Raw genomic sequence first — 11797 nt, 5'->3', positions numbered from 1 at the left:
GAAGACGAGCGCCGCATGGTCAAACGCAACCTGGGCTTTTTTGTCACCGCCGATTCTTTGGCCGCCAACAACATCACGCTGGGCACTTACCGCCACATCACAGCGCCCGAGTGCCGTCAGTTTTTGTTGCGTCAAGCTTTTGAGGAAGCCATCCACACCCACGCTTACCAGTACATCGTGGAATCCTTGGGTTTGGACGAGAGCGAAATCTTCAACGCCTACAACGAAGTCAAATCCATCCGCGACAAAGACGAGTTTTTGATCCCATTCATCAATGTGATCATGGACCCCCACTTCAAAACGGGCACTCCAGAAACAGACCAAACCCTGCTCAAGTCTTTGATCGTGTTCGCTTGCCTGATGGAGGGCTTGTTCTTCTATGTGGGTTTCACGCAAATTCTGGCTTTGGGTCGCCAAAACAAAATGACCGGTGCGGCCGAACAGTACCAGTACATCTTGCGCGACGAGTCCATGCACTGCAATTTCGGCATCGACTTGATCAACACCATCAAACACGAAAACCCACAGCTATGGACCGCCGAGTTCAAAGCCGAAATCAAAGAATTGTTCCTCCATGCGGTTGAACTGGAATACCGTTATGCCGAAGACACCATGCCACGCGGCGTGCTGGGCATGAACGCCTCCATGTTCAAAGGCTATTTGCGCTACATCGCCAACCGGCGCGCCACGCAAATTGGCTTGGAAGCGCTCTTCCCCAACGAAGAGAACCCGTTTCCTTGGATGAGCGAGATGATTGACCTGAAAAAAGAACGCAACTTCTTTGAAACCCGGGTCATCGAGTACCAAACCGGTGGGGCATTGTCATGGGACTGAGCCTCTGATCCGCTTGCAAATGACCCCTTACAACAAGCCACACGCCTCATTGCCTTCGGGCCATGGGGGATGTGGTTTTTCTGCGTTCATGGTGTTGAGATTGAGCTCAGCACCATGGATCGCTTTGTGCAATCCAACAGGCACCAAGCGTTCCCGTTCCGTTGAGATCTCAACTTGATCAAGGAGAAAAATCATGGCAACTGCAAAAAAAGTAGCGGCAAAAAAAGCTGCTCCAGTGAAAAAGGCCGCACCGGCCAAAAAGGCGGCTCCAGCTTCAAAAGTAGCTGCAGCCAAGAAACCAGCCGCCAAAAAGGCTGCCCCCGCTAAGAAAGCCGCTCCTGCCAAAAAAGCAGTTGCTGCCAAAAAAGCAGCGCCTGCTAAAAAAGTAACTGCGGCCAAAAAGCCAGTCGCTAAAAAAGCAGCTCCGGCCAAAAAAGCAGCTCCGGCCAAAAAAGCAGCTCCGGCCAAAAAAGCCGCTGCCGCCAAAAAGCCAGCAGCCAAAGCGGCAACGCCTGCTAAAAAAGCAACTGCCAAAAAAGCAAGCGCTAAAAAAGCAGCTGTTGCCAAGCCAGCTGCAAAAAAAGCGGTCGTGAAAAAGGCCGCCAAAAAGCCAACAGCAAAGAAGGCATCCAAAGCACCCGCTGCCCCGGCAGCGCAAACGACTTTGAATCCTCAAGCTGCATGGCCGTTCCCTTCGGCCGCCAAGCCCTGATTCAGGACTCTGGCACTGACCGAAAAGCCCGTCACTGGCAACAGTGCCGGGCTTTTTTACATCTGGCTGATCCGCTTGAATCAGGCCGCAGCAACGTCAGGGGTAAAAGTTCTGCAAGCGATGGCCACCCAACTGCCGCTCTGCGTCCACCAGCAAGTTCAACTCACCCGACCAAGACTGTTTAGCCGCAAGCACCTCGGGCGCACCCGTTTGTGACGGCAAAAAGACCCGCCTGATGGCGACCTTGCCCGTATCCTCCAAAAGGCTCAGCTCTACAGCGCTCATGCCCAAAGGATGATTGGTGGTGTTTCGAACAGTCCACTGCAAGACATGGCCGTCGTCTCGCAACAGCCACTGCGAACGCTCGATCAACAGCCCCTTGACATCGCGTAGCGGTCTGACTTGGCACGCAAACGATTGGCACACATGGCGGATCAAGGGCCCAGCATCAGGCCACAAGGCCACCATGGCGTGCCTTTGCACAAAGACCACCTGCAAAAACAAAACCAGCGCCAGCGTCCAAAGCAGATAGCGCATGAGCCACGGGTGGCGCGCTGGGCCGGATTTGCTGCGCGTCAGCGACTGGGTGTCGGGCGACAGGCTCGGATTCGGTTTGAAACTTGCCAGCGCTTGTTCAAAAGCATCCAGTTGCGCACCCGAAGCCCCCCCCGAAGCGGGCGCTTGGGGGATGTGCCGATTGTGCTTGTGCAGCAAGCCATCCACCACAAAACGGTCCGCTGGATCCGCCACCATGTCATCGTCAGCCAGCAAGGCGGGTGCCGGATCGGCTTGTACCGACACCGCAACGCCCGGCGTCCACTGCAAAACCAAACCTGTGCTGTCAAAAACATGGCCACACTGACCGCAGCGCAACCAACCATGGGCAGCTTGCAGATCGGCCTGGGCCACTTGGTAATGGGTGGCGCACGAAGGGCAACAGGTGATCGCGTTCATGGCCAAATTGTAGTCAGCCGCAGCGCTGCTGAGCCACGGGTGACAAAGCGGTCATCAAGATCCAGCCCTCTTGTGTATCGGCCACCTGCAATTGAACCCAAGGCGCATAGGCCAACTTCAAGGCATCGGCCTGTCGCTCCAAAATACCCGCCAACACCAGCGCACCACCGGGTGCCAATCGGGCACACAACAGGGGCGCCAATACTTGGAGGGGAGAGGCCAGAATATTGGCCAAAACAGTTTGGTATTGGCCAAGGGCTTGGTCTGGCAAACCGGCCTGCAAGGCCACGCCATTGGCCAAAGCATTCAACTCGGTTGAGGTCACGGCCGCCTCGTCGATGTCCACCGCATCCACAGCATGCGCCCCATATTTGGCGGCACCGATGGCCAAAATACCCGAGCCACAGCCATAGTCCAACACACGCTGCCCCTGTACGCCATGTTGTGCAATCCAACGCAGGCACATGCGCGTGGTCGGATGGGTGCCTGTCCCAAAAGCCAAGCCGGGGTCCAAACGAATGATTTGGCGCGCCTGCGCAGGCGGCTCGTGCCAAGTGGGGACGATCCAAAAATCAGCGGTGATTTCCACAGGCTCAAACTGCGACTGGGTCAAACGCACCCAGTCTTGGTCGGGCACAGCGTGCACCCCCAGCATGCGGCAGCCTGCAAAGAAATCTTGGGCTGACAAAAGCGCTTGGGCCTCATGGGCTTGGGCCTCTTGCGCAAACAAGGCCGCCACGCGCGAACGCTGCCAACCCTCTTTGGGCGGTGGCATGCCAGGCTCGCCAAACAAGGCTTGCTCAGCCGGGGTTTGGGCATCGGCATCTTCGACCGACACGCTCAAGGCATCCAGCGCGCTCAGCGCGTCGCTCAGCACATCCATCCGGTCTTCGGGACACAACAAAATCAGCTCAAACATACAGCCTCAGCGTTTGTGCTGACTCAACCAGTGTTCAAGGTAGTGGATGTTGGTGCCGCCTTGCATGAATTTGGCATCCACCATCAACTCTCGGTGCAATGGGATGTTGGTGTTAATGCCCTCGATCACTGTCTCGGCCAAAGCGGTTTGCATGCGCGCCAAAGCTTGTTCGCGGCTATCCCCATGAACAATCAGTTTGCCAATCATCGAGTCGTAATTGGGCGGCACAAAATAATTGTTGTAAACATGAGAGTCGACACGCACACCTGGACCGCCGGGCATGTGCCAAGAGGTGACGCGGCCAGGCGAAGGCGTGAACTTGAAGGGGTCTTCGGCATTCACACGGCACTCGATCGCATGGCCCCTGATCTGAATTTGGCGCTGAGTGAAGGGCAGTTTTTCACCTGCGGCCACCATGATTTGGGTTTTCACGATGTCCACACCCGTGACCCATTCGGTCACCGGGTGCTCCACCTGCACGCGGGTGTTCATTTCGATGAAGTAGAACTCGCCGTTTTCGTACAAGAACTCAAATGTGCCTGCACCCCGGTAATTGATCTTCTTGCAAGCGGCCACGCAGCGCTCGCCGATCTTGTCGATCAGTTTGCGGGGAATGCCCGGCGCTGGCGCTTCTTCGATGACTTTTTGGTGACGCCGCTGCATGGAGCAGTCGCGCTCACCCAGGTAGACCACATTCCTGAACTTGTCGGCCATGATCTGGATTTCGATGTGGCGCGGGTTCTGCAAGAACTTTTCCATGTACACCGCCGGATTGCCAAAGGCAGCCCCAGCTTCGGCCTTGGTCATTTGCACCGCATTGACCAGAGCGGCCTCGGTGTGCACCACCCGCATGCCGCGCCCACCGCCACCGCCTGCCGCCTTGATGATCACCGGGTACCCCACCGACTTGGCGATGCGGCGAATTTGCACCGGGTCATCGGGCAGCTCACCCTCCGAGCCGGGCACGCAAGGCACGCCCGCTCGGATCATGGCCTGCTTGGCCGAGACCTTGTCACCCATGATGCGTATGGATTCCGGGGTGGGGCCGATGAACTGGAAACCGCTTTTTTCGACACGCTCGGCGAAATCGGCGTTTTCACTCAAAAAGCCATAGCCCGGGTGGATCGCCTCGGCATCGGTCACCTCGGCCGCCGAAATGATGGCCGGCATGTTCAGGTAACTCAGCGCCGAAGCGGCTGGACCTATGCACACGGCTTCTTCGGCCAATTTCACGTATTTGGCTTCTTTGTCGGCCTCTGAATACACCATCACCGCCTTGACACCCAGCTCACGGCAAGCGCGCTGGATACGCAAAGCAATTTCGCCACGGTTGGCAACCAAGATTTTCTTGAACATGAACAGCCTGTGTTTTTATTCAACGATGAACAAGGGCTGTCCGTATTCGACAGCCTGGCCGTTTTCACACAAGATCTGCGTGACGGTGCCGGACTTGTCAGACTCGATCTCGTTGAGAATCTTCATCGCCTCAATGATGCACAAGGTATCGCCCTCTTTGACGACCGAGCCGATTTGGATAAAAGGTGCAGAACCCGGACTGGAGGAGCGGTAAAAAGTGCCCACCATGGGCGACTTGACCGGGTGCCCGGTAGGCGCAGCGGGCACTGCTTGCGCCGCAACCACCGGTGCAGATGCCACGGGGGCTGGGGCAGCGGGTGCTGCTTGTTGGACCACCTGAGAAACAGGCACGCCCATGCTTTTGACAATGCGGACCTTGCCTTCGGCTTCGGTGATTTCGAGTTCCGAAACATTCGAATCGGACACCAAATCAATCAGTGTTTTGAGTTTGCGCAAATCCATGAGTACTCCAATGCTTAAGGCACATGTAACACAAGGAATTTACACCAAATTTCGGCAAACACCCTCGAAATTCACTTTACTTGGTCAAAAGCAGATTCATCAACACGGTTTTTCAGCCAAACCGCAGCCGCTCAAAACACCATCAGACGCGGGCCTTGCCCAGCCTCACTCAAGTCGAGGCCACGCGCCACTGAGCCAAATCATCCAAGCTGAGCTGACCCAGCTTTTGTCGCCAAATGCTGCCATCTGCCTTGAAAAAAACGGTAAAAGGCAGGCCACCAGCCGCATTACCCAAAGACTTGGCCAAGGCCGTGCCCTCTAAACCGGCCAAACCCACGGGGAAGTCCAGGGGCTGGCGCGCCAAGAACCGGCGCACGGCACTGGGTTGGTCGATCGCCAAAGCCACCACTTGGTGACCTTTGGGGGTGTTTTCACGCCAGAAGGCGTTGATCATCGGCAACTCTTCAATGCAAGGCGGGCACCAAGTGGCCCAAAAGTTCAGCAGCAAGGGTTGGCCCTTGAAAGCCTGCATGGCCAAGGCCGAGCCAGCGGGGGTCTCGAATTGTTGACCCCACACCGGGTGGCTTTGGGCATCAGACACCGCTTGCGGCTCAAAACGCCAAAGCGCCACACCGACACCCGCCACCGCCGCGGCCGCGCCTGCAGCTAAAACCAGATGACGCCGAGAGGCGCCAGAGTTTGGATTGTTCATGCCCAGATTGTCTTTCAAGCCGCCAACAGACGCCGCAAAGCCCTCAGATCCCCCCGGGGCGAGCGGCCTTGCGCATCGGGCAGCAAAGCCCCACGCAAATCGTCCAGGTCGTAAATGCGCAGGTGCACGCCCACATCTTCCTTCAAGGGCTGGCAAAAGCTGTGCAGGCTCAACACCTCCACATCGTCGCCGTGCAGGCCGCGCACGGTTTGCGTCTCGTAGCGTTGGTTTTGGTTGATCAAGGCGAGTTCGGCCGACTTGGGGTCGTCGCAAAACAAGGCCAGGTCCACATCGCACAGGCGCGTGGCCCAGCCCTGCCAAACCGCGCCACCCAAATGGGGGCGGAACTCGCTCAAGCGCGCCATCCAAACCAGCGCCAATTCGCGCAAAGCCAGCAATTCACCCGGCTGTGTGTCGGCGCAAAACAAGGCGATGTAGTCGCGCACCTCGGCCTCAATCACCTCGTTGCTGGGCAAAGCGCTGCGCGCGGGCAGGCCCAACTCTTTCAGGGCGCGGTGCTTGGCCGGGCCAAAGGCCAGGCCTTCTTCCACCACCAAGCGGGCCGCGGTGGCGGCAATTTCGAGAGCGGCATCGTTCATGCTGGGCGATTGTGCCCGGAGCGCTCAATGGGCAGTGGGTAGCCCTCTAAAATCCCTGCATGCATATACATATTCTGGGCATTTGTGGCACCTTCATGGGAGGCTTGGCGGCGCTGGCGCGAGAAGCCGGGCACCGGGTCACCGGTTGCGACGCGGGCGTTTACCCGCCCATGAGCGACCAGCTGCGGGCTTTGGGCATCTCGCTGATCGAGGGCTTTGATGCCGAGCAGATGGCCCTGAAACCCGACATGTACGTCGTTGGCAACGTGGTCAGCCGTGCCCGCCTGCCTGACGGCAACCCCAAATTTCCGCTCATGGAAGCGATTTTGGACGCCGGCGCGCCCTACACCAGCGGCCCACAATGGCTGGCCGAGCACGTGCTGCAAGGCAGGCATGTGCTGGCGGTGGCAGGCACCCACGGCAAAACCACCACCACCTCTATGCTGGCCTGGGTGCTGAAGCAAGCCGGGCTGGCACCGGGCTTTCTGGTGGGCGGCGTGCCACTCAACTTTGGTGTTTCTGCGCGGCTGGGGGGCGGCCAATATTTCGTCATCGAGGCCGACGAATACGACACCGCCTTTTTCGACAAGCGCAGCAAGTTCGTGCACTACCGCCCGCGCACCGCCATCCTGAACAACCTGGAATTCGACCACGCCGACATTTTTGACGACCTGGCGGCGATTGAGCGCCAGTTCCACCACCTGGTGCGCACCGTGCCCGGCTCGGGCCGGGTGGTGGTCAACGGCCTGGAAGAAAGCCTGAGCCGCGTGCTGGGCCAAGGCTGCTGGAGCGAAGTGCGCACATTTGGCAGCACCGTCAGCGACTTAGTGGCCGAAGGCGAACCCGCCCACTTCAAAGTGCTGCAGGCCGGAAAAGCGGTCGCAAAAGTGCAATGGGCCATTGGCGGCGTGCACAACCAGCTCAACGCACTGGCCACCATCGCCGCCGCCGAGCATGTGGGCGTGACACCGGCTGTGGCGGCGCAGGCGCTGGCCAGCTTTGAAAACGTCAAACGCCGCATGGAAGTGCGCGGAGTGGTCAAGGGCATCACCGTCTACGACGACTTCGCCCACCACCCCACCGCCATCCGCACCACCGTCAACGGCTTGCGCCGTCAGGTGGGTGATGCCCGCATCCTGGCGATTTTTGAGCCGCGCAGCAACACCATGAAGCTGGGCTCTATGAAAGCCCAACTGCCCTGGAGCTTGGAAGAAGCCGATCTGGCCTTTTGCCATGCCGGCGGGCTGGGCTGGGATGCCGCTGCGGCCCTCGCGCCCATGGGCAGCAAAGCGCTGGTGGGTGCCCACATCGACGAGGTCATCGCCCAAGTGCTGGCCCAGGTGCAAGCGGGCGACCACCTGCTGTGCATGAGCAATGGCGGGTTTGGTGGGATTCATGCGCGCCTGCTCAGCGAATTGGAGAATTGTTTGCCACCACCATCGGATGACCCCGACCACCCCTAAGGACCAGCCAGTTTGACCATGTCACCCCAATCGACACCACAACAAAACCTGTTCTCCGAGTTGCCAGACCCATCGCCCCCGCCTGCACAGGAAGCAGGCGGCAAGAATGCCGTCAGCCCGCTGAAAATCACCGCTTCTGCCGGTCAAAAACTCAGCCCCGCACAGCAACGCCTGAACAAACAACTGGCCCGCATTCGCAACTTGAGTGCGCAAATTGAACTGATCGAACGACTGCTGCAGAAATACCAAGGCCCACACAGCCTGGTCATGGACCAATTGCATGCGCAATTTGCAGCGCATCAAAAAACCATGGCGCTGCAACTGCACACCCAAGTGCAAACGGGCAAATGGAGCAAAGCCCAAAAGCGTGACTTGAGCGAAATCGTCGCGAACCTGCTGCAGCAAACCGAACACCTGCAAGACCCCGAACTTCTTTCGCTGTTTGACCACTACTTCAGCGCGCAAGAACAAGCCATGTGGACCGAATACGAAGCCCAATCAGTGCAGCAACTCAAAGAAATGGCCCAGCAAGCCTGCGGACCTGATGAACTGCAAGATCTGCCTGACGACCCAGATGCTTGGTTGGCCATGCTGATGAAAAAAATGGCCGAAGAGGGGGCTGCAAACCAAGGCCAAACAAACACCCAGGCACACCTGGGAAGCCCCAGCACCCGCCAACAGCAAGCCCAGCAAGCCCAAGCCCAAGCCGATGCCAAGACCACGCTGCGCACCTTGTACCGCCAACTGGCCAGCGCCCTGCACCCCGACCGCGAAAGCGACCCGACCGAGCGCGAGAGAAAAACCGCACTGATGAGCCAAGCCAATGCCGCCTACGAGCGCCAAGACTTGGCCACACTGCTGCAACTGCAAGTGCAAACGGCAGCCCTGGACGCGCAAAGCCTGGCCCGCATGAGCGATGAAAAACTCGCCAGCATGAGCACCCTGCTCAAAGAACAGGTGACCACACTGCAGGCCGAACTGTTGCACAGCGAAATGCGCGCCAGCCATGCCCTGGGCGTGCACCTGAGCGCCAAAACGCCCGAAGCCGTCATCGAACGCCAGCTGCGCGAGCAACGCGAAGACATGCAAGAAACCCTGCAGATCATGCAAGCCGAACTGGCGCTCGTTCAGCAACCCGAGCAGGTGAAAACCTGGCTCAAAGAGCAACGCCGACTGGCCAAACAACAAAAAGCCATGGATCGCATGATGGGTGACTGGCTGTAGGCCCTGCGCTCATCTTTCCCGCCCAAACCACTGCCCCCACCTGGCCGCTTGTCGGGCTATGGCCTCCAGCCGGGCCGACAAGTCGGCCAGCGCGGCGTGCGACAGGTATTTGAGCCTCCAAGCCAACAACAAAAACGCCCGCACCACCTCTACGCTGGCACGCAACTGCCGCACATGCTGCGCACCTTCACTTCGCCCCTGCGCCGTGGCTTTGTCCACCGCATTGGCCAACACAATGGCCCGCACACAATCGGCCAACTCGTCCAGGATTTGCTGGCGTCACGGTAGTCGAAGACAAGACCGTTGTAGAGGCCCAGCCGCGCGTGGCCCGAAGGCGTGGGCGCGGCGGACCACAGAGCGTTGCCCCACTCGCCCGGGCGATTGTCTTCAACCGCCGCGTAGCCATTGGTGCTGCCCGCATTGCTCATGGGCTGCACCGCGCCCACGGTGTTGGGCGTGCGGGTGCTGCCATCGCCGCCAAAGTTGGCTGCGTACAGCGCCACAGCTTCGGCCAGCGAGGCCTGTCGGCTGCTGTTGCTGCCCCACAAGGTATGGTCGGCGGCCTGGGCATTGGCCACAACCCAAGTCGCAAAGTCCGTGTTGGTGCCCATGTGGAATTCCCAGGTCTGCGCGGCAATGTCGGTCACCCAATGCAGCGCGGTGTTGCTGGGCGTCACAGGTGTGGTGGCGGCATGGGTGTTGGCCGCTGGGGTGTTGTAGTAGTCAAAGTCGTCGCTGAAGGTGGTGTTGCCGTCTTGGTCGGTGGTCACCAGGCCTTGGTTGCTGGCGCTGTCGCCGTTGTCCAGCGCCGTCCACAGGCCAATGCCTGCGCCATCGGGGTCACCGTGGTAGTACACAAACACATCGTTGGTCAGCTTGTCTTGCACGCTGTAGTTTTGGCTGACCAAGCCCGTGTCGCTGCTTGCGGCCGTGCCGCTGGCCACCAAAAACAGGCGGCTGGCCTCTGCTGTGGCCCCGGTGCCGGTGCGGCTGCCGTTGCCATCGGTGTCCACCAGCAACTGGTGCACGCCGCTGCCATAGGTGTTGTGCGTGGCTTGCAGCAATGCGGCGCTGCCTGCGGCAAAGGCCAGACTCCAGTCGCCGGTGGTGTTGTCGTAGCTGGCGGTCACGTCGGTGGTGCCATCGCCGTCCACGTCGTTGGCCCCCAGGCTGAGCACTTGCGCGCCCTCGCCATCGACTCCAGTGGTGCGGTCTTTGTCCAGACGGAACTCGATGGTGGCCTCTGCCCCGGCAGTGGCTTTGCCGGTGATGGTGAAGCCCGCATCGAACTCGGCCTCGCTCACGATGTCGGTGCCGGTGACTTGGTTGATGTACTGGGTCAGGCGCTTGGCCGGGTCGGCCTGGTTGGCACTGCCGTCGGCACTGGTGGTGTCACGCTGTTGCATGATCTCGGCGCTGTGTTGGTTGAGCGCATTGATGTTTTTGCTGGTGTCGCCCAACCCGGCCAGCTCGGCTTCTTGCCAAAGATCAAAGGCTTGGGCAGTAGTGCTGGGGGCTGCCACGTTGGTGACTTGGAGGCTGAAGTTTTGGCTCAATGCGGTGCTGTTGCTGACGGTGCTGTCTTGCACTTGCACGGTGACGGCGTAGCTGGTTTTGGCTTCATGGTCCAGCGCGGTGCCTGCCTTGAGGTAGAGCGCGTTGCCGTCGATCTCGAACAGGTCTTGGTCTGCGCCGCTCAGGCTCAGGGTGTTGCTGCCCAGGCCATCGTCGGTGATGGCGATGTCGGCCACCTTCAATCGCGTGGTGGTGGCGGTGTTTTTTGCCACTTCGTTTTTGCCGACGCCCGCCAGTGCGCCGGTCAGGGCCAGGGCGGTGGGCGCTTGGTTGGCCTTGGGGGTGTTTTCCGGGGTGCTTTTTGATCCGCCGCCTGCCGCTGCGGCCAAGCCCAGGCCAGCTGCGCCGATCAAACCCCAGGTGCCTGCGCTCAGGCCTGTGGCAGCAACTGCTGTGTTGGTGGCGGCGCTGGCTGCGGCGTTAGCTCCGTTTGCACCGGGTGCCGCGCCTGCGTCGGTCACGGTGGCGGTGTCGGCTTGGGCGTACACGCCCAAAACCTCACCCTCGGTTGACAAGGTGTCTGCCGGGGGGCTTTCAGTGAGGGCTTGGCTTTCTTCGGCCAGTTGGGCTTCGGCTTCGTCTTGATGTGGCCCCACAGGTTTGCGCTTGGCTTTGGCCGGTGATGCCGCCGGTTTTACCGCATCACGAAATGCAGACTGGACTGGACTGGACTGGACTGGACTGGACTGGACTGGACTGGACTGGACTGGACTGGACTGGACTGGACTGGACTGGACTGGACTGTAATTTGGATTATTTTGATACATGAAAGCCTCCTAATGTAAAAAGTCGTCCCTGAGAAACCCCTGAAACCCGCATGAATGCTGGCTTTCAGGGTCATTCCCAATGTTCAAAACTCTCACATTGATATTCAATGGAGCCTGTTTTCTGGGAGTTCTTGAGGCCCATATGTCCATCACCGCCGATTTCTTTCGCAACCGCCTCGATCAAATGATCGACCTGCGTCATCCACTGGCCGTTTTGTCC

The 11797-nt window shown here is 59.3% G+C and carries 14 protein-coding genes; 5 read left to right on the top strand and 9 right to left on the bottom strand.

The window, feature by feature from the left end; genetic code table 11:
* On the top strand, positions 1-834 hold an 834-nt coding region (locus tag ACIQ39_RS15545), incomplete at its 5' end, for a ribonucleotide-diphosphate reductase subunit beta (protein WP_396435516.1).
* Positions 835-861: 27 nt separating this feature from the next.
* On the opposite strand, the gene ACIQ39_RS15540 is transcribed toward ACIQ39_RS15545, so the two are convergent.
* Positions 862-1029, bottom strand: coding sequence for a hypothetical protein (locus tag ACIQ39_RS15540; RefSeq protein ID WP_396435515.1), 168 nt, complete (start codon positions 1027-1029; stop codon positions 862-864).
* On the opposite strand from ACIQ39_RS15540, the gene ACIQ39_RS15535 reads away from it, so the two are divergent.
* Positions 1028-1546: a histone gene (locus ACIQ39_RS15535; protein ID WP_396435514.1), complete on the top strand. Its 519-nt coding sequence runs from the start codon at positions 1028-1030 to the stop codon at positions 1544-1546. The two genes, ACIQ39_RS15540 and ACIQ39_RS15535, sit on opposite strands and share 2 nt — an antisense overlap.
* 96 nt (positions 1547-1642) lie before the next feature.
* Here the strand turns inward: ACIQ39_RS15535 and ACIQ39_RS15530 are convergent, their stop codons facing one another.
* The 6 genes from ACIQ39_RS15530 to ACIQ39_RS15505 form a co-directional block, all read right to left on the bottom strand.
* Positions 1643-2500 carry a zinc-ribbon and DUF3426 domain-containing protein gene (locus ACIQ39_RS15530; RefSeq protein ID WP_396435513.1) on the bottom strand — a complete coding sequence of 286 codons (858 nt, stop codon included), beginning with the start codon at positions 2498-2500 and terminating at the stop codon, positions 1643-1645.
* Positions 2501-2513: 13 nt separating this feature from the next.
* The gene (prmA, locus tag ACIQ39_RS15525) at positions 2514-3419 is read right to left on the bottom strand and encodes a 50S ribosomal protein L11 methyltransferase (protein ID WP_396435512.1); all 906 of its coding nucleotides are present in this window, start codon (positions 3417-3419) and stop codon (positions 2514-2516) included.
* 6 nt (positions 3420-3425) lie between these two features.
* Positions 3426-4775 carry an acetyl-CoA carboxylase biotin carboxylase subunit gene (gene accC, locus ACIQ39_RS15520; protein WP_396435511.1) on the bottom strand — a complete coding sequence of 450 codons (1350 nt, stop codon included), beginning with the start codon at positions 4773-4775 and terminating at the stop codon, positions 3426-3428.
* A gap of 15 nt (positions 4776-4790) precedes the next feature.
* Positions 4791-5237: an acetyl-CoA carboxylase biotin carboxyl carrier protein gene (gene accB / locus ACIQ39_RS15515; RefSeq protein ID WP_396435510.1), complete on the bottom strand. Its 447-nt coding sequence runs from the start codon at positions 5235-5237 to the stop codon at positions 4791-4793.
* 169 nt (positions 5238-5406) lie between these two features.
* On the bottom strand, positions 5407-5949 hold the full coding sequence (locus ACIQ39_RS15510) for a TlpA family protein disulfide reductase (RefSeq protein WP_396435509.1): 543 nt from the start codon (positions 5947-5949) through the stop codon (positions 5407-5409).
* Positions 5950-5963: 14 nt separating this feature from the next.
* On the bottom strand, positions 5964-6548 hold the full coding sequence (locus ACIQ39_RS15505) for a hypothetical protein (protein WP_396435508.1): 585 nt from the start codon (positions 6546-6548) through the stop codon (positions 5964-5966).
* 59 nt (positions 6549-6607) lie between these two features.
* Here ACIQ39_RS15505 and mpl point away from each other — a divergent pair, with 59 nt between their 5' ends.
* Positions 6608-8011 carry a UDP-N-acetylmuramate:L-alanyl-gamma-D-glutamyl-meso-diaminopimelate ligase gene (mpl, locus tag ACIQ39_RS15500; protein WP_396435507.1) on the top strand — a complete coding sequence of 468 codons (1404 nt, stop codon included), beginning with the start codon at positions 6608-6610 and terminating at the stop codon, positions 8009-8011.
* Between the two features lie 18 nt (positions 8012-8029).
* Entirely contained in the window at positions 8030-9235 is a 1206-nt protein-coding gene (locus ACIQ39_RS15495) for a hypothetical protein (protein WP_396435506.1), read from the top strand.
* 9 nt (positions 9236-9244) lie between these two features.
* On the opposite strand, the gene ACIQ39_RS15490 is transcribed toward ACIQ39_RS15495, so the two are convergent.
* Together ACIQ39_RS15490 and ACIQ39_RS15485 are read right to left on the bottom strand one after the other, a co-directional pair.
* Complete coding sequence (locus tag ACIQ39_RS15490) at positions 9245-9409, bottom strand: hypothetical protein (RefSeq protein ID WP_396435505.1); 165 nt, start codon at positions 9407-9409, stop codon at positions 9245-9247.
* On the bottom strand, positions 9385-11406 hold the full coding sequence (locus ACIQ39_RS15485; RefSeq protein WP_396435504.1) for a hypothetical protein: 2022 nt from the start codon (positions 11404-11406) through the stop codon (positions 9385-9387). The genes ACIQ39_RS15490 and ACIQ39_RS15485 overlap by 25 nt, the downstream gene beginning before the upstream one ends.
* Before the next feature lie 10 nt (positions 11407-11416).
* Between ACIQ39_RS15485 and ACIQ39_RS15480 the strand changes: the two genes are divergently transcribed.
* A complete protein-coding gene (locus ACIQ39_RS15480) occupies positions 11417-11557 on the top strand; it encodes a hypothetical protein (RefSeq protein ID WP_396435503.1) in 141 nt (46 codons plus the stop codon).
* Positions 11558-11797 lie beyond the last annotated feature (240 nt).

Source organism: Limnohabitans sp. (assembly GCF_044361645.1).
Classification (GTDB): domain Bacteria; phylum Pseudomonadota; class Gammaproteobacteria; order Burkholderiales; family Burkholderiaceae_C; genus Limnohabitans_A.
Note: the sequence above shows the minus strand (reverse complement) of the source record. Positions and strands in the feature narration are given on the sequence as shown.